Raw genomic sequence first — 26,337 nt, 5'->3', positions numbered from 1 at the left:
GGGGCGCAGCCCCGCACGGGGTCCGGGGCGCAGCCCCGTGACGGCAACCTCCCACCCCACCGAGACGGGCGGGCCGGACGGGGCAAAGGGGGGTGCAGGGGGCGCAGCCCCCGCCCGGGGTGCAGGGGCGGAGCCCCGCACGGGGTCCGGGGCGCAGCCCCGTGACGGCAACCTCCCACCCCACCGAGTCGGGCGGGCCGGATGGGGCAAAGGGGGGTGCGGGGGGCGCAGCCCCCCGCCGGGGTCCGGGGCGGAGCCCCGGGGGATGGGACCCCTACACCAACTGCCCCCGCACCTGGGACGAAATCAGCTCCAGGTGATCCAGATCGGACAGATCCAGGATCTGGAGATAGATCCGCCGCGCCCCCACCTCCGCATACCGCCCGATCTTGTCCACGACCTCCGCCGGCGACCCGGCCAGCCCGTTCTCCTTCAGCTCCGCCACCTCACGCCCGATCGCCGCCGCCCGCCGCGCCACCTCCTGGTCGTCACGCCCGACGCAGACGACGAGCGCGTTGGAGTACGTGATGTCGTCGGGGCCACGCCCCACCCGCTCGGCGGCCTCCCGCACCCTCCCGAACTGCCGTTCGCTGTCCTCGATCGAGGCGAAGGGCATGTTGAACTCGTCGGCGTACTCGGCGGCGAGCCGCGGCGTGCGGGTGGCGCCGTGCCCGCCGATGAGCACGGGGATCTTCGCCTGCGCGGGCTTGGGCAGCGCGGGCGAGTCCGTGAGCTCGTAGTACTTCCCCCGGAAGTCGAAGGTCTTGCCGACCTCCGTCGCCCACAGGCCGGTGATGATGGCGAGCTGCTCCTCCAGGCGGGCGAACCTGTCCTTGGGGAAGGGGATGCCGTACGCCTTGTGCTCCTCCTCGAACCAGCCCGCGCCCAGCCCCAGTTCGACCCGCCCGCCGGACATCTGGTCGACCTGGGCGACCTGGATGGCGAGCACGCCCGGCAGCCGGAAGGTGGCGGCCGTCATCAGCGTGCCCAGCCGGATGCGGCTGGTCTCACGGGCGAGTCCGGCCAGGGTGATCCAGGCGTCGGTGGGACCGGGCAGACCGTCGCCGTCGCCCATGCGCAGGTAGTGGTCCGAACGGAAGAAGCCGTCAAAGCCGAGATCTTCGGTGGCCTTGGCCACGGTGAGCAGCGTGTCGTAGGAAGCGCCCTGCTGGGGCTCGGTGAAGATACGGAGATCCATGCCCCCATCCTGCACCCGGGGACCGCGCCTGCCGGCCCGCCCCGGCACGTGGCGCGGAGCTTCGCCCCGCTTCGGCCCCGTGCCGGCCACCCGCGGACGGGCTCCTCACCCCGCCTCCCGCTCCGGCAGCGCCTCCTCACGCGCCGCCAGCTTGCGCAGCATCTCGTGCACCCGGTCCCTGGACTCGTCCGCCGCGTCGATGGCCTCCATGCACTGCCAGTACGTCCCTTCGTCGGCGGCGGAACTGGCGACGCCGACCAGGGCGATGCCCACCTCGCCCAGCAGCACCGCGAGGCACAGCAACGCGTGGCGGGCGTCGTCCAGTTCGGTCAGCTGGGCCGCCCGCAGGTCACCGGGGTCGAGGTCCGGCGCGTCGAGCACACCGCATCCCCGGCCCGCCAGTTCGGTCAGCCCCAGGGCCTCACCGCGCAGTTCCGGCGGGCCGGAGACGGCCAGGCGGCTTCCGATCGCCTGCGCCAGTGCCTGCGCCTGCCACGCCTCGGCCAGGGTGCCGGGAGGCTCGCCGCTCCCCGCCAGGGCACGCCTGCTCGCCAGGATGAGCCACACCGCGTCCATGGGCCGTCCCCGTCTCTCCCGACGTGCTCACCGCACGTCCGTCCGCCCGAACTCCGTTGGTCACTACCCAGAGTGAGGGTGAGTGGGACGAAAAGCCAGAGGAAGACGGAAATCTGTGGACAACAAATCAGTTTCGACTCATCCGTCAACTACGGACAGTAGTAACGGAAGATTCACTTCCCCTCGGTGCCGTCCTTGCCGCCCGGCCGCGGGAACCTCTCCTCGTTGCGGTCGATCTTCGCCGCCAGAGCCGTCAGGGGATCGATCCCGAGCACCTCGCACAGCTGCAGCAAGTACGCCAGGACGTCCGCGACCTCGTCCCGCACCCGGTGCGCGGTGTCCGGATCGGCCATGACGCGCGCCGACTCCTCCGGGGTGAGCCACTGGAAGATCTCGACGAGTTCGGAGGCCTCCACGCTGAGCGCGGCGACGAGGTTCTTGGGGGTGTGGTACGGCTGCCAGTCGCGCGCCGCCGCGAACTCGGCCAGCCGGCGCTGCAGGGCGGCCAGGTCCGGCCGCTCGGTGCCGGGGGCACGGCGGCACGGGTCGCCCGGATTCCGCCGGGACGGGTCGTCCGGAGTCCAGCTGGACGGGTCGTCGGCGGTCCGGCGGGACGGGTCGTCCGGCGTACGGCCGGGTTCGGGTCGTTCGGGTCGTTCGGGTCGTTCGGGTCGTTCGGGTCGTTCGGGTCGTTCAGATCGTCCGGATGGTTCGGATCGTTCGGTCACGGCTCAGATCTACCACCCGCGCGGCCGGCTCCTCACCCGCCCAGGAGGCGTCGCTCACCGCCGCCAGGAGCCGGATGTGCCCGCGCTCGCACATCCGCGCCGCCAGTCGCAGCAGCCCGGTGCGCTGCGCGGGGTCCATGCCCCGGTCGAAGCCGTCCGCGAGCACGGTGAGCGACTGGAGCGCCTGCGGCACCTCTCCCACGGTGTCGACCTCCAGTACCCCGGGCCCGGTGAGCAGTACCAAGGCCAGTGCCGCGTACCGCAGTTCTCCGTCGCCCAGCCGCTCGAAGCCGGTGCGGGTGCCGTCCCCCCGGTCCAGCACCGCCCGCACCGCGCCGTCGCCCACCGGTTCGGCGAACAGGTCCGCCACCGGCCCGGCGCATCCGGCGCGCACCGCCTCCACCAGCAGCCCGTGCCGCCGGCCGCACTCGGTGCGGGTGCGCCACAGCACCTCGGCGAGGTTGTCGCAGCCGCGCATCAGCCGTCCGGCGCCTACGGGCACGGGTGCGCGCATCCGGTCCGGCCGTGGGTCGCAGGCGTACACGGACCGCAGGGCGACCACCATCTGCTCGGCGGCGGCGAGCACCCGCCGCTGTCCGTCGGTCTTCCCGGCCACCCGCAGCGGCAGCAGCGCGGTGCCCAGCAGGTCGTCGGGCAGCGGCGCCCGGGTGACGGGCGCGGAGCCGGCCGTGTGCCAGGCGGCCTGGACGGCCCGCCGCCCCGGGTCGCGCAGCGCGGTCTGCAGCAGCACCAGCCCGTCGCCGGCCGTCAGCCGCTCCCCCACGATCCGCAGGTCGGGCTCGGCCTGGACCGCGAGGTCGAGGTGTACGGGCCCCTCGGGGCCGTCCGCCGTGCAGCCGAGCCGGAAGCCGCGCCGCCGCTGGGCGTCGGGCCGGGCCCGCTCGGGCACGCAGGCGGCGGGGTCCGGGAACACCTCGCCGAGCCCGGCGCCGCCGCCGAGCCGGGCGAGCGCCTCGTACGCCCGCAGCGCACTCGTCTTTCCGGCGCCGCTCGGGCCGCTCAGCAGGGTGAGCGGCCCGAGCGGGACGCGGCCCCCGCGGTGCCCGGCGAACGCGGACAGCCGCACCTCGGTGACGCACGGCCGGGCCGGGCGCGGCGCCCCGGCCCCGGGCGGAGCAGCCGAACCGGCGGGAACGTTCGGGGAGGAAACGGAGGAAACGGAGGAAACGGAGGGAACGGAGGACGCGGGCATACGGGGACGGTAGGGGCCGACAAGGGGCGGCCCGGCGGGCGAACCGTTCCGCCCACCGGGCGTTCCTACCATCGGGGGACGGCCTCACCCATGGGAAGCCACCGGGTGGCCGCCTCCGGCTCACGTCCGGGCGGTTCACGCCCCGGGGACGGCCGCCCCTTCCATGAGCCCGCTGACCTCGGTGCCCGGCGGTGTCAGGAGGAACACGTTCCGGTCGACCCGGTGCATGCCGCTGCCCATGCCGAAGACGACTCCGGTGGCGAAGTCCAGGACCCGTTTGGCGACCTCGTTCTCGGCGCCCGTCAGATCGAGCAGGACGGGGGCGCCCGCCATCACCGTCTCGGCGACGTCGCGGGCGTCCGCGAACACGTTGACGCGGATGACGACGAAGCGGCGGCGGGTCTCGGTCTCCGCGTCCGGCAGCGCGCGGTGGTCCACCGCGGACGGCCAGGCGTCGCGGCCCCGAAGCGGCACGACCTGGGCGAGCCCCTCCCACTGTTCATCGGTGACGTCGTGGCCGTTCACCGGCTCCCCCTGCCCTGACTCGCACTCATCGCCTGCACCGGCCAATTCTTACGTCATGTCACCCGATCGGCCCAACACCGACACGGTACGACGCCGAAACGCGAAAGCCGTCGGGGGCGGCGTGCTCCGCACCCACGGACTCCGGCTCGAAGGACAGAAGGACAGTTCGCGGCGCGGCCGCGGACGCGGCGGCCGCCGCGCGTACCCGTGGCCAAGGTGGTGCCCCGAGAGGGCCCCGGCCGCGGACGGCCCGCACCGGGGCGGTACGCCGGCGGCTACGCGGTACCCAGTTCGGACTACGCGGGAATCAGCACCGGCTTCGCGGGGAGCCCGCCGTTCTTCTCGCAGCGCAGCTCCTTGGCCACGGCCAGCGCGTAGGAGTGGGCCACGGTCACGTAGGCGTTCTTCAACGCCTTGATGTCACCCTCGGGCTCCTCGGGCCAGCCCCAGCGCTCGGCGCCGATGTCGAGGTGGGCCACTCTCGACGACTGGGAAAGCTTGTCGCTCCTGCACGCGAAGAAGACCAATGCCTTGTCCGCCGCCGCCACGGCCCGCTCCCCCATCTTCAACCTGGTGAAGATGGGGGCCGAAGCGCCCGTCGGGGAGCCGTCCTCAAGTTTCCAGGTGATTCTGAGCTGGAAATGCGGCGTGTTGAGGGGCGTGAAGACACGGCAGGCGTCGTTGGTTACGGTGGGCACCGGGAACGCCTCGACGATGTCCGCCGCCGTCCGCGCGAGGGTGTACTCCTTCGCGGACGCCTCGAACCGCGACGACCCCGTGATCACCTTCAGCGCCCTGGACGCGTCGGCGGACACGGCGTGCCCGCCGCAGAGCTGGGTCCCCCCGACGACCTTGTAGTCCTCCGGGAGCCCGTCGTCGTCCTTGCCGTCCCCACCGCAACCGGTGGCTCCGACAACCAACGAACCGGCCACGGCCACGGAGAGAAGCCCCCCGCGTATCGACCTGCGCTTGATCACTGCTCGCATCCTCATGTCTTCTCGGCCGTCCGCCGGCCTCAGCCGGTCTCCGGGTCGTTGCCCTGCTGGGCCGACGGCGGGCGGCCCGGCCCGCACCGGACGGTGCGGTACGCCGACGGCTGGGAGGGGCCCGGCACGGACTACGCGGGAACCAGCACCGGCTTCGCGGGGAGCCCGCCGTTCTTCTCGCAGCGCAGCTCCTTGGCCACGGCCAGCGCGTAGGAGTGGGCCACGGTCACGTAGGCGTTCTTCAACGCCTTGATGTCACCCTCGGGCTCCTCGGGCCAGCCCCAGCGCTCGGCGCCGATGTCGAGGTGGGCCACTCTCGATGACTGGGACAACTTGTCGCTCCTGCACGCGAACCGGACATACGCCATGTCCGCCGCCGCCAGGGCCTCCTCGCCCATTTTCAGCACGGTGAACTTGGGGGCCGCCGGTTCGTCCGTCGGAGCGCCGTCGGCCAGCCTCCAGGTGATTCTGAGCTGGAAATGCGGCGTGTTGAGGGGCGTGAAGACACGGCAGGCGAGCTCGCTCCGGGAGGGCACCGGGAACGCCTCGACAATGGCCGCCGCGGTCCGCGCGACGGTGTACTCCTTCGCGGACGCCTCGAACCGCGACGACCCCGTGATCACCTTCAGCGCCCTGGACGCGTCGGCGGACACGGCGTGCCCGCCGCAGAGCTGCGTCCCCCCGACGACCTTGTAGTCCTCCGGGAGCCCGTCGTCGTCCTTGCCGTCCCCACCGCAACCGGTGGCTCCGACAACCAACGAACCAGCCACGGCCACGGAGAGAAGCCCCCCGCGTATCGACCTGCGCTTGAACACTGTCCGCATCCTCATGTCTCCTCGGCCGTCCGGCAGCCTCAGCCCGTCTCCGGGTCGTTGCCCTGCTGGTTCTCCCGGTCGTTGCCGACCCCGTAGCCGATCAGCATCGATTCGCGCAGGTCCTGTGCGAACACGTTCTTGCCGGGATCCAAACCGTGCCGCGTCAGGAAATCCTCCATCGGGGTCTCGGCCATGCGCTCACCCGCGGAGTAGATCTTGATCCGCTCCTCCGAGTTGAGGTCCTCGACCTTCTCCTTGTGCGCGTCCACCGAGTTGTCGGAGATGTCGCCGACCAGCTGGCTGATGACCTGTTCGGCGGCCCCACTGGCGGTGTCGGTGGCCAGCGGGATGAGCACCGCGGCCGTGCCCACGGCCGCGGTCGCCGGCAGGAAGGCGACGCCCGCCGCCACTCCCGCCGTTGCCGCGAACTCGACCCAGCCCGACCGCTTGGCGACCGCCTTCTCGTAGTCCTCGTGGGTCTTGAGGTTCGTCGCCTCCACCTGGTCGGCCCGGGACTGGTCGAGCATGCCCTGCACCTCGGCGCCCACGCGCACGGTCGCCCTGGCGGCGCCCTCGTGGATCTTTCCGTCCGGGCCCACCGTCCCTTCCAGCGCGCTGCGGGTGTAGGCCTGCTCCGCGGTCGAGACCGTCGCGTAGGCGTCCGGATGCTGGCCCAGGGTGCTGAGGAAGCTTCTCGCGACGCTCCGCCCGTCCCCGGCCGCGGTGTCCGCGAAGTCGAGGTGCCCGGCGGAATTGCTGCCCGGCGCGAACACGCTGCCCGGATCGTTCTTGTCCAGCGCCCAGTTGATGTCGCCGATGTAGCCGGCGCCCATGATGCCCAGGCTGTCGGCCATCGCCGAGTGGTGCTCCTTGAGCAGACCCGGGTCCGCCCCGTACTTCTCCATCACCTTCTGCATGACCGCGGCGTTGTCCGCGTCCCGCACCACGCCGGCGTCCGGGTGCCCGGCCGGGTAGCCGAGGGTCGCCGCCTCCAGGGCGTGGCCGAGGGCGTCGGGCATCTGGTCGAGCGACGCCTTCAGCTCCTTGTCGTCGAGCGAGTTGACGTCGGGGAAGGACTCCCACTTCTCGTTGCTGAAGAAGTCGAGGTAGTTGTCGATCGCCTCGCCGTCCTTGTTCTTGCCGAGGTTGGCCGTGGCGCCGTGGTCGACCGTGCCGTCCTCGTTGTACGCGGTCGGGGGGTCGGTGAAGAACTTCTTCGCCGCGTCCGGGCTGTTGCCGAGCGCCTGGAGCATGGCGGTGGCCGGGTCGTAGCCGGCCCCGTCCACGCCGGAGGGGTTGAACGGGTTCTTGAACGGGCTGTTCACCACCTTGTTCCCGGCGAACAGGTACGGGTCCTTCGCGTGCAGCTGCGCCACGTGTTCGGCGATCGGGTTGAGGAACTTCGCGTCGTAGTCGCCGTACCGCATGATCCCGCCGAGCAGCTGGTATCCGAACGGCCCGCCGTAGTCGTTCTTGGCCAGCGGAATGCGCTCCGTGCCCAGCTTGCGCAGCTGTGGACCCCACGTGTCGGTGAAGTCCTTGTCGTGGGAGGCGGTGGCCAGGTTGAGGCCAAGGTTCCGCTGGAGTTCCTGGACGTCCTTGAGACGCTGCGCGTCGACCTTGCCGTACTCGTACGTGTCCGTGGACAGCTGGCCGAAGAACGCGAGCGACTTCTCCGGGCCGAGCTTTCCGTAGAAGTCCTTGGCGAACTCCGCCGACGAACTGTTGTCCCGCAGGAGTTCGTTGAGCTGCTGAAGTTCGGTGTGGGTGAGGTCGCGGCCCTTGGCCGCCAGAGCGGCGGCGCGGGCGGCTTCCTCCTGGTCCAGCTTCGTGTACTTCGGAGCGTTGAAGTCCTTGCGGTCGGTGACGTTGGCCTCGAGGGTGTTCTTGAGGGCGAGGTCGGTGTCGTTGCAGTTGTCGACGACGAGGTCGATCCTCTTCTGCCACGACTCGATGTTCCGCTTCTCCTGTCGCAGCAGATCGCCGTAGTCGGGGTCGTGCCGCGCCCCGGGACTCTCGGACACCGGGTGCCGCGCCGTGACCTTGCCGGTGCCGTCCACGCGGATGCCGGCCGCGGGCCCCTCGTGGTCCCGGATGCCGATCAGGTCGTCCCGGGCCTTCTTGATGGCCGCGTAGCCCTCTTCCAGGATCAGTTTCACGCCCTTGGCCTCGGCCGCGGCATCCGCGAACTCCTTGGCCGTCTTGCCGATGAACGCCTTGGTGACCCCTGCGTTGACGCCCTCCCAGGCCGCCTTGTCCGCCTTCGCCTTCATCCCGTCGGCAGCGGCCTGGGCGAGCTTGTCCAGCTTCCCCGCCATCTTCGACCAGTCGTCGGCGGCGGCCTTCAGCTTGGCGAGCGGGGCGTCGATTATGTCCTCGTACTTCAGCATCTCGCGTGCCCCCAAGCCCTATTTCATGTATTCCGAGAGCACGGATATCCGCGTCAGATCTCCCTCGATCCTCGCGTCGTCCTTGGCGTGCTGCGCCTTGCTGTAATCGAGGTGGTTCGAGATCTGCGCGCAGGCGTCCAGCAGCGTCTTGAGGTGGGTCTGCCAGAAGTCGTGCACCTTCAGCACGGCCGAACCGCTGACGAAATTCCCGTTGGTCAGCGCCGTCGCCGCGTCGAACGTCGAGGAACGCGCGATGTCGCCCTCCTTGGCCAGCCGGCCCAGCAGGTCGTATGCCTCATTGCCGATGGCGCCGAGGTCGTCGCGATTGACCACCAGGTCGGGCCCGCCGCCCCCTCCGCCGCCGTCGGCGGGAACGCTGTCGATCCGCATGGCCGTCCGCTCGGCCGCCTCCGCACGCAGTTCGGCCCATTCTTCCTCGAACGTCATGAAATCCCCCAAGCGCCTCCGGACAGGCCATGTCATTCGCACGGCATCATTCACACGGCCACCGACCTGATCGGCTGTCATTTCTATCATCACGGCCACGCCGGGCGGCCGGGGGCAGTCGCCCGCACCCCGGATCCCGCGGCCGCACTCCGCCGGTCCGCCGGTCCGCTGTCAGTGGGGTGTGCCAGAGTCTGCACATGCTCGAGATCGTGGTGACGACGGAGAACGGGGAGCGGCACGTCCGGGTGTCCGCCGGGGAACTCGCAGGGCTGGTCCGGCGGATCGGCCGTGACGGCGACCGGTTCCTGGTGGTCCAGCGGATACCCGACCTGCCCGACGTCTTCGCCCAGGTGTGGCACGAGGCCGGTGGTGACTACACGCTGGAGTACCGCGACGGTGCCGCCGACCGGCACTTCCAGGCGATGGTCGACGGGCCCGAGGCCGTGGTCGCGGCGCTGACCGGCTGGGCACGGCAGGAGGCCGGATGGGACGACGGTCCGGCGTGGTCGCTGCTGGACATGGGCCCCGCCCCCGAGGTGCCGCCGCTCGACCTCCCCGAGGACGAGCGCGAGGAGTTGGAGCAGCACGTCCGTGAGGTGCTGGTCGGCGGCTATGCCTCCCGTGCCGAACTCGCCGAGCTCGCCGAGGAGTACCTGGTCACCGACGACCGCCGGCCCGTCTCCCGCGAGCAGGCACAGGCGCTGGCCGACCGGCTGTGGCTGGAGCGGGTCGCGGAGCAGGCCGAGTGGCGGGGCGAGACGGACCCCGAGCGGCTGACCCGCGCGTTCACCGCCCTGCGGGACGCCGGCATCACGGCCCGCGAGAACTTCACCTGCTGCCGCAGCTGCGGCCAGTCCGAGATCGGCGCCGAGGGCGGGCCCGACGCCCGCGGCTTCGTCTACTTCCACGCCCAGTGCACGGACTCCGCCGCGGCCGGCCACGGACTGACGCTCCTCTACGGCGGCTTCGACGGCTCCTCCGAGACCACCGCGGCCATCGGCAACGAGGTCGTGGCCGCACTCGAAGCAGCCGGCCTCCGCACCGAGTGGGACCACGACCCGGGCCGGGCCATCACCGTCACCCCCGTGGACTGGCGACGCCGCCTGGTCGGCTAGGAACCGACGAACCGACCCCCTGACCGGACGCAGAAGGAGCGGCGGGTCAGAGGTTCTTCGCGGCAGGCTCCAGAATCGCCACGCACTCCACGTGTGCCGTCATCGGAAAGGTGTCGACCTGAGTGAGTCTGGAAAAGACCAGGTCAGAGCAGCTTTCTCGGCTCGCTGAGCATCGTGAGGGCGCCCAGAGCGTCAAATGAGCGTCACGACTGGCCGGACGCACCCGCCCTCGGTACGGCAGGAGCGTCACCTTCATCAAGAGCTCTACGGATCTTGTCGCTTTCTGCGGGACGACTGCGCGGCGCCGGTGTTCCTACTCCTCCGTGGCAGCGTGGGAGCGTCGGCCGGAGAGCTCCTCTCTGCGGTGAGTGGCCTTACGGCGTGCGGCTCACGCCCCTCGATCCCCTCGGTCCCGGGGATAGGGTCGGTCTGTAGAGGTGCGGGAGCAGAACGCCGGGCGTTGTCCGGGACGGGCAGGACGTTCCGACGCTGCAACTCGGCGACGCTGACCAGCGGTGACATGAGAACACGGTCGAGCAGCTCATTCTGCGCCGGCTGCAGCTCGACCAGATGCCACAGAACGGACAACACGTACTGGAGTTCTCACTCCAGGCAGGTAGCCACCGCTCGGGCCGGATGTGGTCCAGCTGGCTGACGGCTCTGCGAGACGGCGGTCCCGTCCTGGGTTTCAACCAGCCGTCGAGAACGTTCTGTCCGCTGACCCGGTAATCCCGCATTTGCTGAGTCACCGCACCGAAAACTCCTTGACCGAAGTGGAGTTCCAGACGGTCGGAGTCATAGACGAAACTCTCGGGTAGTTCGTCCCTGCCGACCTGTCTCCGATACGTGATCGCCGGCTGTGCGGTCGTCCAGACCTCCTGGGGTCCGCCGGGCCTCCCCGCCACGGGGTCCACGAGTCTCTCTCCGAAGGTGGAGGCCCAGATCACCTTCCGCCCGATGTGCAGCGCCTCCGACCACAGCGTGGCGTCACCGGTGAGCGGTACGCGGACGCCGACGGTGGTGAGTTCGTCATCGGCTGGCCGGACCAGACCTGGACCCTGTCACGGATCAAGACCCTCGTCGGGTGCCGGTTCCACAAGAGCTACACCGCCCAAGGTGTGGCCGCGCTGCTCAAGCGGCATGGCTGGAGCTGCCAGGTGCCGACCCGCCGAGCGGTGGAGCGCAACGAGGCGGCGGTGGCCGGCTGGGTGAAGGAGACCTGGCCGCAGGTGGAAGGTCCGTGGCGGCGCTCGTCGCCTGGCTCGTCTTCGAAGACGAGGCCGGCTTCTCGATGACGCCGCCGACCGCCCGCACCTGGTCCCGCCGCGGCCGCACCCCTGTGGTCCGCGTGCGGGGCCGCTCCCGCCGCCGCTTATCGGTGGCCGCCCTGGCCTGCTACAAGCCCGGCGAACGCTCCCGTCTGATCTACCGGCCCTGCCCGGACACCCGGCCCGACGGACGCAAGAGCTTCTCCTGGAAGGACTACCGCGGCCTGATCCAGACCGCCCACCAGCAGCTCGGCGGCCCGATCGTGCTGGTCTGGGACAACTTGAACACCCACCTGACCGTGGGATGCGCCGGTACATCGCCGAGCGGGACTGGCTCACCGTCTTCCAACTCCCGCCCTGTTCGCCGGACCTCAACCCGGTCGAGGACATCTGGTCGGTGCTGCGGCGCACCACCACGGCGAACCGCGCGTTCACCGACCCGCACGACCTGATCACCGCCGTCCGGCGGGGCTTACGCCAGCTCCAGTACCGCCACGATGTCCTCGACGGCTGCCTGACCGGCACGGACTCATTCCCGCCCCACCATGACGACATCACGCTTTGAAGGTCAGTAACCCGCTGGACGGACGGCTCCCCGAGGACGGGACCAGCGCCCGGCGGAATGCCAGGAGTCAGCACCGCTCACGAAATAGCAGACTGCGGCAACCAGCTCACCAGGAGATCCACCCCCCGCTCGCTCCGGACGCCAGCTCGCTCATCATGTCACTCGCAACGTCTCCGGCCGCCATAATGGAGTCATGCCCTCCAGCCCACAGCACCCCGCACCCACCCCAAGGGACGTCTCGGGAGCGGACGCCGAGGACCTCGCGCTGTACCGGGAGAAGTTCCGTCGCCGTCTGCCGGAGTCGCTGGACGAGCTGCGCGGGCCGACACACGGTGTCGTGGATCTGCCGCTGCACCTGGCCTGGTCCGGGATGACCTCGTACGACCTGGGCAAGCCGCGCCAGCGTATGGGCCTGTACCGCACCGTCCTGCACGAGGGCCTGCACGACGACCTGCCCCGCTACCTCAACCAGGACCTGCTCCTCCATCTGTGGCCAGTGCTGCGCGCCCTCGTTGGCCGCACCGTGCGCGCCGTATGGGAGGACGCCTTCCCCGAGCTCGCCTCGCGCACCCGGGCGGCCGCGTGACGGACATGCCGGAGCTGCACACGCGGCTCCTGGCGGATGTGATCGCGCTCGGTTCCCCATATCCACTGGTTCTCACCGGTGGATACGCCGTGCGGGCACACCGCCTCGTGAACCGCCCCAGCCAGGACCTCGATGTCGCCACCGAGAACCCGGCACCCATGGCCGACATCGCCGCCACGCTGCGCGCCGGCCTGGAAGCCCGCGGCTGGAAGGTGCACGCGCTGGAGACCGCCCCGCTGTCCGCCCGCTTCACCGTGACCGACCCGGCCACCGGACAGGAATGCGAAGTCGACATCCTCAAGGAGATCTTCTGGCGGCCGGTGGCCCGGAGCCCGTACGGCCCCGTCCTTGCGGAGGAGGACGTGATCGGGACCAAGGTCCGCGCCCTCGCCGACCGCGGAGCGCCCCGCGACCTGATCGACGTGTTCGCAGCCTCCCGCCGCTGGACCAATGCCGAGCTCGAAGAGTTCGGCCGCCGCCACGCCCGCGGCCGCTTCGAGCGCGAGGATCTGCAGGCGAACCTCACGGGCGCCGAGTGGACCGACGATGAAGCCTTTGCCGCCTATGGGATCGATGACGCCACGATCACCGCTCTCCGCGCCTGGGCCGTGGAGTGGGCCGACGACCTTGCGGCCCGTCTCCTCGAAGAGTCCGATGATCCGCACATCGACTGATCACGTCCGGATGAGGGCTCGCGGTGAGACTGCGGGGCTTGCGCGCTGAAATCCGCCGTACCGTACAGTGCCAGGGTGGTCACCATGAGTGCCCACAGATCCAAGGTGCCCGCCGGGGCCGGCTACAAGTGCAGTCCCACATGGTTCACGATGAACCGCTTCTCCTCGGAGTCGAGGGCGAAGTAGATGCGTCCGACCTCATTGGGCGAGACGGCGTCCCGGACCTTGATGTGCGGCAGTCCGTCCCAACGCTTTCCGTTGAACATGAAGTAGCGCTTGTCCTTGTCCTTGCTGAGTTTCTCGTCGTTGGGCGCGAATTTCAGTCCATGGTTGTCGTAAAACCACTGGACCAGCCTGGGCATCCTGCCGGAATTGGAGTACAGGTCCGTCGCAGCCTGCGCGAGGGCGGTCAGCCGGTCGGTCATCTCCTGGGGGTACGGGTAGCGGGAGTCCTTCCAGGCGCGCGCCGCTCTCGCCGTGAACACGATGTGCTCCTCCGATGCCTTGGCGAGAGCTTCGAAAGTGGGTACGGCGTCCGTTCCCAGAGGAGGGATCTCGCTCCAGGCGTCGAATGTGGCCGCCTGCCCGCTCCCGCCCTTCGACAGGTTGAGGTACTCGTTCTTCCAGTAGTCCCGGTCCTGACGCAGGGCCTCAGCGGTGGCGGCATCGGCTCGCGCCTTGTCGCGTTCCTCCATGCAGCTCTGTGCCATGTCCTCCCAGGATGTGGCGTCCTCTTCGAGCTGCCGGACACGTTTCTGCAGCGCTTCGAGCTCGGCGGTCGTGTCTCCGGCGGCCTTAGCGCGCGACAACTGCTCCGCGGCCCTGCGTGCTCCCGCTCGGTACGACGCCTGTCGCGCGCGCTCCCACGCCGTGTCACTGCCGCGGGCGATGACAGAGAGGTGGGCGAGCGATGGCATCAGCCGCCGTTCCACGAAGGACGTCTGAGACACCTCCTCCCGTGAGTAGGCGGGGTGCTCCAGGCCGAGGTCGGGCCAGACCAGCCGGGCGCCACCGCTGGGTACGGCCACCTGCTCGTGAGCCCGGCGGACGGCCTGTGCGGTCACGTAGTTCAGGGTCACCACCTGGGCCAGGCCCGCGAGTTGTCCCGAAGCGTCGGCCGCCGCGCTCCATCCCGTCTGGTCCCTGGGGTGCATCAGGAGAATAGGGAGGCGCGTGCGCAGCGCCAGGACGTCGAGGAGTACGTCAGCGTGACTCTCCTCCCGGATCCTCTCGTATCGCCCGGTGGCGAGTTGGCTCAGCACCCGCACTTCGAGTTGCTCGTCGCCGAGCACTGCCCGCAGCAGGTTGGGGCGCTTGAGCGGCGGATCCTGCACCGGCGCTATCCAGCCGTCGGGGATCTCCCTGCCCATGACGATTCTGAGCCCGCCGCCTTCCCCCGACTGGGAGACCGTGACCCGGGTGACAAACTGGGCTGGTCCCGTAGACAGCGGCTGGTGGATGGTCATGCGCAGGGCGCGGGTGAGTTCGTCGCCCGCCACGGTCCAGCTCACTGTGCGGTCACCATGGCCGGGAATCTTGCCGGCGAGCACCGCCCGGCCATCCCTGTCGAGTTCGGTCACCGACGGTGCCGGTACACGTCCGTGGTGGCCGAGCCAGTCGGCGAGATGGCCGCGAAGGCTCTCGTAGACGTGGCCCGGCTGCTCCTGGGCGGACCGGATGTCGAAACTGACGGCATACAGCGCCTGCACGGCGGCTCCCCTCACCCCCGATGCCCTGTGCGACGACCGTTTCCCCCTCGAAAGCGGTCAGGGCACCGCTCGGAGAGCAACCGTAATACCCCACGCCCAGGTCGGTAATGCCCTGGGCGTGGCTTCGGGGCCGACCGTCCGGTCAACCGAACGCCATAGCTGCTGGCCCGGACGGGCCGGATGAAACAGGGCGCCGTCGTGCACTCCGCCCAGACCGTCTTGCCGGGCCGGGGCTGTCGTGTACGCCCCAGTCGGCGGCGAGCGCATCGACAAGGAGCAATCTGTGGCATCCGCCCTCGTCCGGATCGGGAGCCGGTCGCGCCAGCCGGGCGGGGTGAATGCCGGTCAACTCGATTCGGACGACGCCAAGACTCTCGTCGTGGGAAAGGGGCGGGGCTAAGCACCGCCCGGGACGCGGCGGTGGAGGACGAGGTTCGCGGCGGGTTCGGCGACGACCAGGACGACCGTGTCGTGTGCCTCGGTGCCGTGCGGGTGGCCCCCACCCGGTTACTGACTTTCGAACTCCGAGAACTGAGCTGCCCGGTGTGGTGCGAGATACCGAGATCATCCCGCGATGGCCCCAGTAACGCCCAGAGCCCCGAAGCGAGCGTCAGCCGAGCGTCAAGATTCCTCGACGGAACCCCCGAAAGCGCCGCCGAAGCGACCGTCTGCCTCAAGAAGTCGCAGGTCAGGCAACCTTCAAGGATCGATCCATCCATTCGACCCGCTGCATGGAGAGGAACAGATCGGTCGACCCACCTGCGACAAAAAGCCGCAGGTCAAGCGCCCTTCGCGGCAGGCTCCAGAATCGCCACGCACTCCACGTGTGCCGTCATCGGGAACAGGTCGAACGCCCGCAGCGTCCGGACCCGGTAGCCGCCCTCGCGGAAGTACGCCAGGTCGCGGGCCAGGGCGGCCGGGTCGCAGGCGACGTAGGCGATGCGGCGGGCGGACAGGGAGGAGAGGTGGGCGACCGTGGCGCGGCCGGCGCCGGCCCGGGGCGGGTCCAGGACGATCAGGTCGACCTCGGTGATGCCGGTGCGGGGCAGGACGGACTCGACCTTGCCCTGTTCGATGCGGACGCGCGGGAAGTCGGCCAGGTTGTGGCGGGCGTCCTCCACGGCGCGCCGGCCGGACTCGATGCCGAGCACCGCGCCCTTGTCGCCGACCCGGTCGGCCAGGGCGCCGGCGAACAGGCCGACGCCGCAGTACAGGTCGAGCGCCATGTCGCCCTTGCGCGGGAGCAGGCCCTGCATGACGGCCTTGACCAGGGTGTCGGCCGCCTTGGGGTGGACCTGCCAGAAGCCTCCGCCGCCGACGCGGTGGGTGCGGCCGTCGGCGCGTTCGCGGACGAAGGGGCGGCCGTGCACGCGGTGGACGCCGCCGGACTTCTCGTCGACGCGGAGGACGGAGACCGGACGGTCGAGTTCGACCAGGGGCAGGCGGGCGCCCGGCCGCGGGGTGAGGACGACCTGGCGGTCCTGGGAGCCGGTGGCCGCGATCGCCTCGACCGACTCCATGCCCGTCCAGTCGCGCCGCTCGATGCCCAGCTCGCTGATGCCCTCGGCGGCGATCATGCAGTGTTCGACCGGCTCCACCTCGTGCGAGCGGTGGCGGCGCAGGCCGGCCTTCCCGGTGGCCGGGTCGACCGCGTACTGCACGCGGGTGCGCCACTGCGGGACCTCGCCCGCGGGCAGCTTGTCGCCCTCGGCGGGCATCACCGTGCCGTCCCAGCCGGCCTCCTCGGGGGTGAGGCCGGCCAGCCGCTGGAGCTGCTCGGCGATCACCTCGCCCTTCAGACGGCGCTGGGCGCCCGGCTTGACGTGCTGCCAGTCGCAGCCGCCGCAGCGGCCGGGGCCGGCGTAGGGGCAGGGGGCCTCGACGCGGTCCTTGGACGCCTCGAGGATCCGTACGGCGTCGGCGCGCAGGAAGCGGGCGCCCTCCTCGCCCTCCGTCACCCGGGCCACGACCCGCTCGCCGGGCAGGCTGTGCCGGACGAACAGCACCTGCCCCCGGTCGGTGCGGGCGACGCAGTGGCCGCCGTGGGCCACGGGGCCGACCTCGACCTCGTACTCCTCCCCCACCAGGGAGCCCGGCCGCTCCTCGGCCCGCGATCCCGCCTGCGGCTTCTTCGGTTCTGCGTGCATGGCGGGGTGACTCCAGATCGAGAGGGGGAACGGCGGCCACGGCGGGCCCGACGACAGCCCACCAGTCTACGGGCTCGGCACGGCGCTCAGTCCCGCGCGCTGGGCTCCTTCTCCCGCTGCGGCCCCTGGGCCGGACCACGCCGCACCGCACCGGGCGCGTTCCAGTCCTGGCGCCTGCGGGCGCGCAGCTTGGCGGCCTCCGAGGACGCCAGCTGGTACGGCACCGAGGTGACCATCACACCGGGCGTGAACAGCAGGCGGCCCTTCAGGCGCAGTGCGCTCTGGTTGTGCAGCAGGTGCTCGTACCAGTGGCCGACGACGTACTCGGGGATGATCACCGAGACGACGTCGCGCGGCGACTCGGTGCGCAGGCTCTTGACGTAGTCGATGACGGGCCGGGTCACCTCGCGGTAGGGCGAGTCGAGGACCTTCAGCGGCACGCCGATGCCGCGCCGCTCCCACTCCTCGCGCAGCGCCCTGGTCTCCGCGGGGTCCACGTTGACGGTGAGCGCCTCCAGGGAGTCCGAGCGCATCAGCTTGGCGTAGGCCAGGGCGCGCAGGGTGGGGCGGTGGATCTTGGAGATGAGGACGACCGAGTGGACGCGCGAGGGGCGGACGCTGTCGTCGCTGGGGCCCTCGGGGGCGGCGATCTCCGCGGCGACGCGGTCGTAGTGCCGGCGGATCGCCGTCATCGTCGCGTAGAAGATGCACATGCCGAGCAGGGCCACCCAGGCGCCGTGGGTGAACTTGGTGATCAGCACGACGACCAGCACCAGGCCGGTGAGGCAGGCGCCGAAGGCGTTGATGGCCCGCGAGCGGATCATGTGGCTGCGCTTGGCCGGGTCCTTCTCGACGGCCAGATGGCGGTTCCAGTGCCGGACCATGCCGGTCTGGCTGAGGGTGAAGGAGACGAACACGCCGACGATGTAGAGCTGGATCAGCCGGGTGGAGTCGGCGCCGTAGAGCCAGACCAGCAGGGTGGCCGCGCCCGCGAGGAGCACGATGCCGTTGGAGAAGGCGAGGCGGTCGCCGCGGGTGTGCAGCTGGCGGGGCAGGTAGCGGTCCTGGGCGAGGATCGAGCCGAGCAGCGGGAAGCCGTTGTACGCGGTGTTCGCGGCCAGGAACAGCACCAGGGCGGTGGCCGCCGCGAGCACGACGAACAGGAAGCTGCCCTTGCCGAAGACGGCCTCGGCGACCTGGGAGATCACCGGGTTCTGCACATAGCCGGGGCCGACGGGGACCCCGTTGTGCAGCAGGTCGGCGGCCGGGTTCTCGGCCATGCGGACCTTGGTCGCCGCGGCGAGGGCGATGATGCCGCAGAACATGGTCACGGCCAGCAGGCCCATCATCGCCAGCGTGGTCGCCGCGTTCTTCGACTTGGGCTTGCGGAAGGCGGGGACGCCGTTGGAGATGGCCTCGACGCCGGTGAGCGCCGCGCAGCCGGAGGAGAAGGCCCGCAGCAGCAGGAAGACGAGGGCGAAACCGGCCAGGCCCTGGTGCTCCGCCCTGATGTGGTAGTCGGCGGTCGGCGCCCGCATGGTGTCCCCGAACACCAGCCCGCGGAACGCGCCCCAGAGGATCATGATGAACACGCCGCCGACGAAGACGTACGTCGGGATCGCGAAGAGCGTGCCCGACTCGCGCACGCCGCGCAGGTTCATCAGGGTCAGCAGCACGATCACGACGATCGCGCACAGCACCTTGTGCTGCACCACGAAGGGGATCGCGGAGCCGAGGTTCTCGATGCCGGACGCGATGGAGACCGCCACCGTCATGACGTAGTCGACGAGCAGGGCGCTGGCCACCGTCAGGCCGGCCTTGGCGCCGAGGTTGGTCGTCGCCACCTCGTAGTCGCCGCCGCCGCTGGGATAGGCGTGCACGTTCTGGCGGTAGGAGGCGACCACGGTGAACATCAGCACGACCACCGCGAGGGCGATCCAGGGGCTGAAGTGATACGCCGACACGCCCGCGATGGACAGGACCAGCAGCACCTCTCCCGGGGCGTAGGCCACGGAGGACAGCGGGTCGGAGGCGAACACGGGGAGTGCGATGCGCTTCGGCAGGAGCGTTTCGCCCAGCCGATCGCTGCGCAGTGCGCGCCCGATCAGGATCCGCTTGGGCACGTCGGTCAGTTTGGACACAACAGAGGATCGTATGCCTTCGAACAGGGTGTCGCCCACCCGCCACCCCCGGGACCGCACACCGGGGGCGGGCGGGCCTCCGGCGGCCCGTCCGGCCGGGCCTCCGGCGGCCGGGCGGGCCGGGCCTCCGGCGGCCGGGCGGGCCGCCGAACTCACCAGGCTGATCGGTCGCGGCTCACCAGGCTGATGGGTCGCGGCTCACCAGGCGGATCGTCCGCGCGGGCGGATGCGGGTGACGGCTACGTTGGGATAGTGCTACGGAGCGGTCCCCGGGAACGTCCGGAACAGGCACGCCCCGGCATGATGGTCCCCGGCGGCCCGCGACCGGGCCGCGACCGTTGCCCGCCGGCGAGCCGAGAGAGAGATATGAGCAGGACGCGTACGCAGGCCGCAGGGCCTGTGGGGAGTGTGGTGTAGCGCCGTGCACATCGTCATCATGGGCTGCGGGAGAGTGGGCTCCGCTCTCGCCCAGACCCTGGAGCAGCAGGGGCACACGGTCGCCGTGATCGACCAGGACCCCACCGCCTTCCGCCGGCTGGGGCCGGGGTTCGGGGGCCGCCGGGTCACCGGGATCGGTTTCGACCAGGACACGCTGCGGGAGGCGGGCATCGAGGAGGCCGGCGCCTTCGCCGCCGTCTCCAGCGGCGACAACTCGAACATCATCTCGGCGCGGGTGGCCCGCGAGATGTTCGGCGTGCAGAACGTGGCGGCCCGTATCTACGACCCCCGCCGCGCCGAGGTCTACCAGCGTCTGGGCATCCCCACCGTGGCCACGGTCCGCTGGACCGCCGACCAGATGCTCCGCCGGCTGCTGCCGTCGGGCGCCGAGCCGCTGTGGCGGGACCCCACCGGCGGTGTCCAGCTCGCCGAGGTGCACGCCTCCCCGAACTGGGTGGGCCACAAGATCAGCAGGCTGCAGGAGGAGACGGGCGTCCGCGTGGCGTTCCTGACCCGCCTGGGCGAGGCGATCCTGCCGTCCTCGCAGACGGTGCTGCAGGAGGGCGACCTCGTGCACGTGATGATGCGGACGGACGACGTGGACAAGGTCGAGGCGGCCTTCGCCGAGGGCCCCGAAGAGGAGGGCGGTCACTGATGAGGGTCGCCATTGCCGGTGCCGGCGCGGTCGGTCGTTCGATCGCGGGCGAGCTGCTGGAGAACGGGCACGAGGTCCTTCTCGTCGACAAGGCGCCGACCGCCATCTCGGTCGAGCGCGTCCCGCAGGCGGAGTGGCTGCTGGCCGACGCCTGCGAGATCACGTCCCTGGACGAGGCGGCGCTGCAGCGCTGCAACGTCGTGATCGCCGCGACCGGCGACGACAAGGTCAACCTGGTCGTCTCCCTGCTGGCGAAGACGGAGTACGGGGTGCCGCGTGTGGTCGCCCGGGTGAACAACCCGAAGAACGAGTGGCTGTTCAACGAGGCGTGGGGGGTGGACGTCGCCGTGTCCACGCCGCGGCTGATGTCCGCCCTGGTGGAGGAGGCGGTGAGCGTCGGCGACCTGGTCCGCCTGCTCCGCTTCAGCCACGGCGACGCCAACCTGGTGGAACTGACCCTGCCGGAGGAGTCGGCGCTGGCCGGGACCCAGGTGGGCGACGTCGAGTGGCCCGAGGACACCTCGCTGGTCACCATCATCCGGGGCACCCGGGTGCTGACCCCGTCCCGGGAGGACTCCCTGGAGCCGGGCGACGAACTGCTGTTCGTGGCCGCGCAGGCCCGGGAGGAGCAGCTGGAGGACCTGCTGTCGGTGCGGCGGGAGGACGCGGACCGCTGACCCCGCGCGGGAGGTCCGCGCGGCGAGGACCGTGTACGACGGCGGAGGGCGCCCGGTGATCACCGGGCGCCCTCCGCCGTCGTACGGGGCCGGGAAGGCCATCGTCGTCGTCAGGAGCCGGGAGGGCCCAGGCCCTCCGCCGTCGTGCGGGGTGCAGAGTGCGGACGGAAGGGCCGGGGGGACCGGGGTCCGGGGCGGTGCTACGGCTGCCGGCCCGGGATCCCGGGCGGCGGGCCCACGTCTGCCGACCCGCGGGCCGAGGCAGCGCTATGGCTCCCGGTGCGGGATCCGGGGCGGCGGGCCCACGTCTGCCGACCCGGAGGCCGAGGCGGTGCTACGGCTGCCGGCCCGGAGTCCGGGGCGGCGCTACCGCTGCCGGCCCGGGGCCCGAGGCGGCGCCACGACTGCCGCCCCGGGGGCCGGGGCGGCGGGGCTACGCCTGTCGGCGGTGGCGGCCGGCGCTCGGCGTGCCGGGGGCGTTCGGGGTCTCGCCGCGCTCGGCGACCTCGGCGGCCAGGGCCGCCTTGCGCTCCTCCTCGGCCTTCTCCTCCGCCTCCATCTCCGCGAACACGTCGATGGGCGCGGGCGCCTTCGCCAGGAACAGCCAGGTCAGATAGACGGCGAGCAGGAAGGGCGGGATCTTGAGGGCGACCAGGACCCAGCCGAGCTGGGTGGTGTCGGCCCACCAGTACAGCGGGAAGAGGACCGCGCACTTGGCGAGCAGGATCAGACCCCAGGCCCAGCTGGCCTTGGCGTACGCCTTCTTGCGGCCGGGGTTGCGGGTGCGCCAGGAGAGGTTCTCCTTGAAGACCGGGCCGAGGATCAGTCCGATCAGCGGCACACCGGCCAGGGTCGTCACGATGTACGCCAGCGCCATGCCCAGCGTGTAGAGCATGCCGGGCAGGTAGAAGTCCTTGGCGTTGCCGGTGATCATCGCGAAGACCACGCCGAAGGCGACGCCGAAGACACCGCTGAAGGCGTGCTTGACGGTGTCCCGCATCGCCAGCCGGACCACGACCAGCACCAGCGACACGGCCAGGGCGGCGATCGCCGACCAGTGCAGGTTCTTGTTGATCGTGAAGATGGTGACGAAGAGCAGACCGGGCAGCACCGTCTCGACCATGCCCCGGACCCCGCCGAACGCCTCGAACAGCGCTGCCTCCGTCACCGCGCGTGCGTCGCCTTCGGCCGCTGTCTCCTGGGTCGGCTTGTCGAGTGAGGTCACGGGCTACTCCCGTCCGAGGGGTCGCAGTTCGTACTTGGGGTTGAACAGCACCCGGCGGCCCCGGCTCATCGAGATCCGGCCCGATGCGATCAGCTTGCGCCCGGGTTCTATGCCCACGATGGAACGCCGGCCGAGCCAGACCACGTCCAGCGCGGCGGTGCCGTCGAACAGCTCGGCCTCCAGCGCCGGGACACCGGCCCGCGGACGCAGCGTGACCGTGCGCAAGGTACCAGTAACCGTGACGACCTGGCGGTCGTGGCAGTCACCGATCCGGGTGCATCCCGTGGTCTCGGTGTCCTCCCGCAGCTCCTCGGACTCCAGGTCCTCCTGGGAGGAGGAAAGCCGGTCGAGCATGCGCCGGAACCGGCTCACCGGCTTTCGGGACGGAGGAACAGCGCTCATGTCTGAAGCGTACCGGGGTGCGCCGACGGCGCCGCAATCGCGTGCACTCCGGCCACCCACGCTCCACCACCGCACGCTCCACCACCGCACGCTCCACCACCGCACGCTCCGCCCTCGCGGTCCGGCCCCGCACGGTCCGGCCCCGCGCGCTCACCGCTCGAAGCGGTAGCCCATCCCGGGCTCGGTGACGAAGTGCTTGGGGTGCGAGGGGTCGGCCTCCAGCTTCCTGCGCAGCTGGGCCATGTAGACCCGCAGGTAGTTCGTCTCGGTCCCGTACGACGGTCCCCACACCTCCTGGAGCAGCTGCTTCTGGCTGACCAGCCGGCCGGTGTTGCGCACCAGGACCTCCAGCAGGTGCCACTCGGTCGGGGTCAGCCGTACGTCGCGGCCGTTCCGGTTGACCTTCTTGGCGGCCAGGTCGACGGTGAACTCCTCGGTCTCCACCGAGGTCACGTCGTCCTCGCCGGCCGCCCCGACCGGTTCGGCACGGCGCACCGCGGCGCGCAGCCGGGCCAGCAGCTCGTCCATCCCGAACGGCTTGGTGACGTAGTCGTCGGCGCCGGCGTCCAGCGCCTGCACCTTCTCGTCGGAGGAGTGCCGGGCGGACAGCACCAGGATCGGCACCCGGGTCCAGCCACGCAGTCCCCTGATCACCTCGACGCCGTCCATGTCGGGCAGGCCCAGGTCGAGGACGACCACGTCGGGGTGGCGCGAGGCGGCCAGGTCCAGCGCGGTCCGGCCGTCGCCCGCGGCGTCGACGTCGTACTTGCGTGCCCTGAGGTTGATGACGAGGGCGCGCACGATCTGCGGCTCGTCGTCGACCACCAGCACCCGGGTCATGAGGCCTGCCTTTCGGGGTGTACGGGGCGCCGCGCCCACTCGGGAAGCGACGGCCGCGAGCCTGCCGGGGACGGCTGCGAACCTGTCGGCGACTCCTGCGAGCCCGCTCCCGCGGCCCGGAGGGTGAGGACCATGGTCAGTCCGCCGCCGGGGGTGTCCTCGGCGTCGAGTGTGCCGCCCATGGCCTCGGCGAAGCCGCGCGCCACCGCGAGACCGAGGCCGACGCCCGCCCCGCGGGGCGCGTCGCCGTGCCGCTGGAAGGGTTCAAATATCCGTTCCTTCGCCTCGTCCGGGACGCCCGGTCCGCGGTCGACGACGCGCACCTCGACCCGGCCGGCCATGGCGCTGGCGGAGACCAGGACCGGCTCGCCGGGCGGGCTGTACTTGACCGCGTTCTCCACGATGTTGGCCATCGCGCGCTCCAGCAGCCCCGCGTCCACCTCGGCCATCGGCAGGGTCTCCGGGATGTCCAGGACCACGCTGTCCTCGGGCACCCCGCCCAGCGCCATCGGGGCCACCTCGTCCAGGTCCGTCTCACGGATCAGCGCGGTGACGGTGCCGGTCTGCAGGCGGGACATGTCGAGCAGGTTGCCCACGAGGTGGTCGAGCCGGTCGGCGCCCTCCTCGATGCCCTGGAGCAGCTCGGCCCGGTCCTCCTCGGACCACTCGACGTCCTCGGACCGCAGCGAGGAGACGGCCGCCTTGATCCCGGCGAGCGGGGTGCGCAGATCGTGGCTGACCGCGGCGAGCAGCGCGGTGCGGATGCGGTTGCCCTCGGCGAGGGCGCGGGCCCGCTCGGCCTCCTCCCGCAGGCGCCGGCGGTCCAGGACGACGGCCGCCTGGGCGGCGAACGCGGCGAGCACGCGGCGGTCGGAGGCGGGCAGCACCCGGCCGGTCAGCGCCAGCGCCATGTGGTCCCCTACGGGCATGTCCACGTCGGCGTCCTCGGGGCGCCGCGGGGGCCCGCCGGTGCCCACCCGGCCGGCGCACGTCCACGGGTCGACGTCGCTGTGCCGTTCGAGCAGCGCCACCGACTCCATGCCGAAGGTCTCGCGCACCCGGTCCAGCAGGGCCTCCAGGCTGGTCTCGCCGCGCAGGACGCTGCCCGCGAGGAAGGACAGTATCTCGGCCTCGGCGCGCAGCCGGGCCGCCTGGTGGGTGCGCCCGGCCGCCAGGTCCACCACCGAGGCCACCGACACGGCCACCCCGACGAAGATCACGATGGCGACGATGTTCTTCGGGTCGGCGATGGTGAGCCGGTGCAGCGGCGGTGTGTAGTAGTAGTTCAGCAGGAACGACCCGACGGCCGCCGAGGCCAGCGCCGGCAGCAGCCCGCCCAGCAGGGCCGCCGCCACGGTCAGGCCGAGGAACAGCAGCATGTCGTTGGCCAGGCCCAGGTGCACGCCGTTGAGCAGCAGGGCGAGGACCACCGGTCCCGCGACCGCGACCGCCCAGCCCCAGACGATGCGCGCCCGTCCGAGCCGTGCGCCCCTGGCCACGGGCAGCCCGCGGCCCTTGGCGACCTGCCCGTGCGTGACGATGTGCACGTCCAGGTCGGGCCCCGACTCCCGGGCCACGGTGGCGCCCACGCCCGGTCCGAAGACGTACTGCCAGGACTTGCGGCGCGAGGAGCCGAGGACGATCTGGGTGGCGTTGACGCCGCGCGCGAAGTCGAGCAGCGCGGCCGGTACGTCGTCGCCCACGACGTGGTGGAAGGTGCCGCCCAGGTCCTCCACCAGGGTGCGCTGGACGGCCAGTTCCTTCGGGGAGGCGCCGGTCAGTCCGTCGCTGCGGGCGATGTAGACGGCCATCACCTCGCCGCCGGCGCCCTTCTCCGCGAGCCGGGCGGCGCGCCGGATCAGGGTGCGCCCCTCGGGGCCGCCGGTCAGGCCGACCACGATCCGCTCGCGCGAGCCCCAGATCGCCGAGACGCGGTGCTCGCTGCGGTACTTCTGGAGGTACTCGTCCACCCGGTCGGCCACCCACAGCAGGGCGAGCTCCCGCAGGGCGGTGAGGTTGCCGGGGCGGAAGTAGTTGGAGAGCGCGGCGTCGACCTTGTCCGGCTTGTAGATGTTGCCGTGGGCCATCCGGCGGCGCAGCGCTTCCGGCGACATGTCGACCAGCTCTATCTGGTCCGCGCGCCGCACCACCTCGTCCGGCACGGTCTCCCGCTGCCGTACGCCCGTGATCGACTCGACCACGTCCCCGAGGGACTCCAGGTGCTGGATGTTGACGGTGGAGACCACGTCGATGCCGGCGGCCAGCAGTTCCTCGACGTCCTGCCAGCGCTTGGCGTTGCGGGAGCCGGGGACGTTGGTGTGGGCGAGCTCGTCGACCAGGGCGACGGCGGGGGCGCGGCGCAGCACCGCGTCGACGTCCATCTCGGTGAAGGTGGTCCGGCGGTGCTCCAGTTCCCGGCGCCGGATCTGCTCCAGGCCGTGCAGCATCACCTCGGTGCGCGGGCGGTCGTGGTGCTCGACGAAGGCGACCACGCAGTCGGTGCCGCGCTCCACCCGGCGGTGCGCCTCGGACAGCATCGCGTAGGTCTTGCCGACGCCCGGCGCGGCGCCGAGGTAGATCCGCAGCTTGCCTCGTCCCATGGCCCCATTGTCTTCCCGTGTCCGCGCACCGTCCCTGCGCACGCTGCGACGACCCTACGGCCAACAATCCGGACGAACCGGGCCGGCCCAGCGCGGACCCACGTCTTTGACGCAACTCGGACGCCCACCCACAGGGTGCCGGGGCACCCCTGCCGTCTCCGCGCGAACGCGCGACGCCAAGCGCTCGGCGGCCCGCGTGGGTCGGCCCGCCCCACGGCCCCGGTTCGGCGGCCCGACGCCCCACCCCCATGCCGGCGTACGCCCGCAGACAATCGCGACCGGCGGTCCGCGGCCGCCGAGCGGCGAGCGGCGAGCGGCGAGCGGCGAGCGGCGAGCGGCGAGCGGCGAGCGGGGTCAGCATGCGGACGGCAGCGACGGCCGTATCGGACGGCGCGCCCGCGGGCCGCCCGCACCGGG

The 26,337-nt window shown here is 71.3% G+C and carries 22 protein-coding genes and 2 pseudogenes; 7 read left to right on the top strand and 17 right to left on the bottom strand.

The annotated features are described in order from the left end of the window. Positions 1-274: 274 nt before the first annotated feature. From ACI2LW_RS15885 to ACI2LW_RS15845, 9 genes are all read right to left on the bottom strand, one after another. Positions 275-1,198: an LLM class F420-dependent oxidoreductase gene (locus ACI2LW_RS15885; RefSeq protein ID WP_404731769.1), complete on the bottom strand. Its 924-nt coding sequence runs from the start codon at positions 1,196-1,198 to the stop codon at positions 275-277. Positions 1,199-1,303: 105 nt separating this feature from the next. Continuing rightward, positions 1,304-1,774, bottom strand: coding sequence for a DUF6099 family protein (locus ACI2LW_RS15880; protein ID WP_404731768.1), 471 nt, complete (start codon positions 1,772-1,774; stop codon positions 1,304-1,306). Positions 1,775-1,947: 173 nt separating this feature from the next. Then, the gene (locus ACI2LW_RS15875) at positions 1,948-2,283 is read right to left on the bottom strand and encodes a nucleotide pyrophosphohydrolase (protein WP_404731777.1); all 336 of its coding nucleotides are present in this window, start codon (positions 2,281-2,283) and stop codon (positions 1,948-1,950) included. 184 nt (positions 2,284-2,467) lie between these two features. Then, on the bottom strand, positions 2,468-3,715 hold the full coding sequence (locus ACI2LW_RS15870; RefSeq protein WP_404731767.1) for an ATP-binding protein: 1,248 nt from the start codon (positions 3,713-3,715) through the stop codon (positions 2,468-2,470). 135 nt (positions 3,716-3,850) lie between these two features. Then, complete coding sequence (locus ACI2LW_RS15865) at positions 3,851-4,240, bottom strand: cell division protein SepF (RefSeq protein ID WP_404731766.1); 390 nt, start codon at positions 4,238-4,240, stop codon at positions 3,851-3,853. 296 nt (positions 4,241-4,536) lie between these two features. Continuing rightward, complete coding sequence (locus ACI2LW_RS15860) at positions 4,537-5,232, bottom strand: hypothetical protein (protein ID WP_404731765.1); 696 nt, start codon at positions 5,230-5,232, stop codon at positions 4,537-4,539. Positions 5,233-5,357: 125 nt separating this feature from the next. Next, on the bottom strand, positions 5,358-5,996 hold the full coding sequence (locus tag ACI2LW_RS15855; protein WP_404731764.1) for a hypothetical protein: 639 nt from the start codon (positions 5,994-5,996) through the stop codon (positions 5,358-5,360). A gap of 83 nt (positions 5,997-6,079) precedes the next feature. Further along, positions 6,080-8,431, bottom strand: coding sequence for a hypothetical protein (locus tag ACI2LW_RS15850; protein ID WP_404731776.1), 2,352 nt, complete (start codon positions 8,429-8,431; stop codon positions 6,080-6,082). A gap of 18 nt (positions 8,432-8,449) precedes the next feature. Next, the gene (locus ACI2LW_RS15845) at positions 8,450-8,878 is read right to left on the bottom strand and encodes a hypothetical protein (protein WP_404731763.1); all 429 of its coding nucleotides are present in this window, start codon (positions 8,876-8,878) and stop codon (positions 8,450-8,452) included. Between the two features lie 197 nt (positions 8,879-9,075). Here ACI2LW_RS15845 and ACI2LW_RS15840 point away from each other — a divergent pair, with 197 nt between their 5' ends. Further along, positions 9,076-9,993 (top strand): DUF6891 domain-containing protein, encoded by a 918-nt coding sequence (locus ACI2LW_RS15840; protein ID WP_404731762.1) that lies wholly within the window; start codon positions 9,076-9,078, stop codon positions 9,991-9,993. 374 nt (positions 9,994-10,367) lie between these two features. On the opposite strand, the gene ACI2LW_RS15835 is transcribed toward ACI2LW_RS15840, so the two are convergent. Continuing rightward, positions 10,368-10,973, bottom strand: a complete 606-nt coding sequence (locus ACI2LW_RS15835; RefSeq protein WP_404731775.1) for a type ISP restriction/modification enzyme — start codon at positions 10,971-10,973, stop codon at positions 10,368-10,370. Between the two features lie 39 nt (positions 10,974-11,012). Between ACI2LW_RS15835 and ACI2LW_RS15830 the strand changes: the two are divergent. The 4 genes and pseudogenes from ACI2LW_RS15830 to ACI2LW_RS15815 all read left to right on the top strand — a co-directional run. Then, positions 11,013-11,288, top strand: a pseudogene (locus ACI2LW_RS15830) (winged helix-turn-helix domain-containing protein); the annotation flags it as partial. Further along, positions 11,285-11,826, top strand: a pseudogene (locus ACI2LW_RS15825) (transposase). The pseudogenes ACI2LW_RS15830 and ACI2LW_RS15825, both read left to right, overlap by 4 nt. 193 nt (positions 11,827-12,019) lie before the next feature. Beyond that, entirely contained in the window at positions 12,020-12,412 is a 393-nt protein-coding gene (locus tag ACI2LW_RS15820) for a hypothetical protein (RefSeq protein WP_402591967.1), read from the top strand. 5 nt (positions 12,413-12,417) lie between these two features. Then, on the top strand, positions 12,418-13,086 hold the full coding sequence (locus tag ACI2LW_RS15815) for a nucleotidyl transferase AbiEii/AbiGii toxin family protein (RefSeq protein ID WP_404731761.1): 669 nt from the start codon (positions 12,418-12,420) through the stop codon (positions 13,084-13,086). Positions 13,087-13,208: 122 nt separating this feature from the next. Here ACI2LW_RS15815 and ACI2LW_RS15810 read toward each other — a convergent pair whose 3' ends face one another. The 3 genes from ACI2LW_RS15810 to ACI2LW_RS15800 all read right to left on the bottom strand — a co-directional run bounded on the left by ACI2LW_RS15810 (position 13,209) and on the right by ACI2LW_RS15800 (position 19,083). Continuing rightward, positions 13,209-14,795 (bottom strand): hypothetical protein, encoded by a 1,587-nt coding sequence (locus tag ACI2LW_RS15810; RefSeq protein WP_404731760.1) that lies wholly within the window; start codon positions 14,793-14,795, stop codon positions 13,209-13,211. Positions 14,796-15,574: 779 nt separating this feature from the next. Further along, the gene (locus tag ACI2LW_RS15805) at positions 15,575-16,942 is read right to left on the bottom strand and encodes a class I SAM-dependent RNA methyltransferase (protein WP_404731759.1); all 1,368 of its coding nucleotides are present in this window, start codon (positions 16,940-16,942) and stop codon (positions 15,575-15,577) included. 86 nt (positions 16,943-17,028) lie between these two features. Further along, positions 17,029-19,083, bottom strand: coding sequence for an APC family permease (locus ACI2LW_RS15800; protein ID WP_404731758.1), 2,055 nt, complete (start codon positions 19,081-19,083; stop codon positions 17,029-17,031). Between the two features lie 421 nt (positions 19,084-19,504). On the opposite strand from ACI2LW_RS15800, the gene ACI2LW_RS15795 reads away from it, so the two are divergent. Beyond that, on the top strand, positions 19,505-20,176 hold the full coding sequence (locus tag ACI2LW_RS15795; protein WP_404731757.1) for a potassium channel family protein: 672 nt from the start codon (positions 19,505-19,507) through the stop codon (positions 20,174-20,176). Further along, a complete protein-coding gene (locus ACI2LW_RS15790) occupies positions 20,176-20,853 on the top strand; it encodes a potassium channel family protein (protein WP_404731756.1) in 678 nt (225 codons plus the stop codon). The genes ACI2LW_RS15795 and ACI2LW_RS15790 overlap by 1 nt, the downstream gene beginning before the upstream one ends. Before the next feature lie 433 nt (positions 20,854-21,286). Here the strand turns inward: ACI2LW_RS15790 and ACI2LW_RS15785 are convergent, their stop codons facing one another. The 4 genes from ACI2LW_RS15785 to ACI2LW_RS15770 all read right to left on the bottom strand — a co-directional run bounded on the left by ACI2LW_RS15785 (position 21,287) and on the right by ACI2LW_RS15770 (position 25,920). After that, positions 21,287-22,078 carry a DUF3159 domain-containing protein gene (locus tag ACI2LW_RS15785; protein WP_404731755.1) on the bottom strand — a complete coding sequence of 264 codons (792 nt, stop codon included), beginning with the start codon at positions 22,076-22,078 and terminating at the stop codon, positions 21,287-21,289. 3 nt (positions 22,079-22,081) lie between these two features. After that, a complete protein-coding gene (locus tag ACI2LW_RS15780; RefSeq protein WP_404731754.1) occupies positions 22,082-22,480 on the bottom strand; it encodes an OB-fold nucleic acid binding domain-containing protein in 399 nt (132 codons plus the stop codon). Between the two features lie 150 nt (positions 22,481-22,630). After that, a complete protein-coding gene (locus ACI2LW_RS15775; RefSeq protein ID WP_404731753.1) occupies positions 22,631-23,320 on the bottom strand; it encodes a response regulator in 690 nt (229 codons plus the stop codon). Further along, complete coding sequence (locus tag ACI2LW_RS15770) at positions 23,317-25,920, bottom strand: ATP-binding protein (protein WP_404731752.1); 2,604 nt, start codon at positions 25,918-25,920, stop codon at positions 23,317-23,319. Before ACI2LW_RS15770 ends, ACI2LW_RS15775 begins: the two co-directional genes overlap by 4 nt. Between the last annotated feature and the right edge of the window lie 417 nt (positions 25,921-26,337).

It is taken from the genome of Streptomyces sp. NPDC004065 (genome assembly GCF_044903565.1).
Classification (GTDB): domain Bacteria; phylum Actinomycetota; class Actinomycetes; order Streptomycetales; family Streptomycetaceae; genus Streptomyces.
Note: the sequence above shows the minus strand (reverse complement) of the source record. Positions and strands in the feature narration are given on the sequence as shown.

Bases quoted from the DNA above. Each gene is read 5' to 3' on its own strand.
- ACI2LW_RS15880 (WP_404731768.1), bottom strand. From the start codon at position 1,774: ATGGACGCGGTGTGGCTCATCCTGGCGAGCAGGCGTGCCCTGGCGGGG.
- ACI2LW_RS15805 (WP_404731759.1), bottom strand. From the start codon at position 16,942: ATGCACGCAGAACCGAAGAAGCCGCAGGCGGGATCGCGGGCCGAGGAG.
- ACI2LW_RS15780 (WP_404731754.1), bottom strand. From the start codon at position 22,480: ATGAGCGCTGTTCCTCCGTCCCGAAAGCCGGTGAGCCGGTTCCGGCGC.
- ACI2LW_RS15885 (WP_404731769.1), bottom strand. From the start codon at position 1,198: ATGGATCTCCGTATCTTCACCGAGCCCCAGCAGGGCGCTTCCTACGAC.
- ACI2LW_RS15850 (WP_404731776.1), bottom strand. From the start codon at position 8,431: ATGCTGAAGTACGAGGACATAATCGACGCCCCGCTCGCCAAGCTGAAG.
- ACI2LW_RS15790 (WP_404731756.1), top strand. From the start codon at position 20,176: ATGAGGGTCGCCATTGCCGGTGCCGGCGCGGTCGGTCGTTCGATCGCG.
- ACI2LW_RS15815 (WP_404731761.1), top strand. From the start codon at position 12,418: ATGCCGGAGCTGCACACGCGGCTCCTGGCGGATGTGATCGCGCTCGGT.
- ACI2LW_RS15820 (WP_402591967.1), top strand. From the start codon at position 12,020: ATGCCCTCCAGCCCACAGCACCCCGCACCCACCCCAAGGGACGTCTCG.
- ACI2LW_RS15775 (WP_404731753.1), bottom strand. From the start codon at position 23,320: ATGACCCGGGTGCTGGTGGTCGACGACGAGCCGCAGATCGTGCGCGCC.
- ACI2LW_RS15770 (WP_404731752.1), bottom strand. From the start codon at position 25,920: ATGGGACGAGGCAAGCTGCGGATCTACCTCGGCGCCGCGCCGGGCGTC.
- ACI2LW_RS15840 (WP_404731762.1), top strand. From the start codon at position 9,076: ATGCTCGAGATCGTGGTGACGACGGAGAACGGGGAGCGGCACGTCCGG.
- ACI2LW_RS15845 (WP_404731763.1), bottom strand. From the start codon at position 8,878: ATGACGTTCGAGGAAGAATGGGCCGAACTGCGTGCGGAGGCGGCCGAG.
- ACI2LW_RS15870 (WP_404731767.1), bottom strand. From the start codon at position 3,715: ATGCCCGCGTCCTCCGTTCCCTCCGTTTCCTCCGTTTCCTCCGTTTCC.
- ACI2LW_RS15860 (WP_404731765.1), bottom strand. From the start codon at position 5,232: ATGAGGATGCGAGCAGTGATCAAGCGCAGGTCGATACGCGGGGGGCTT.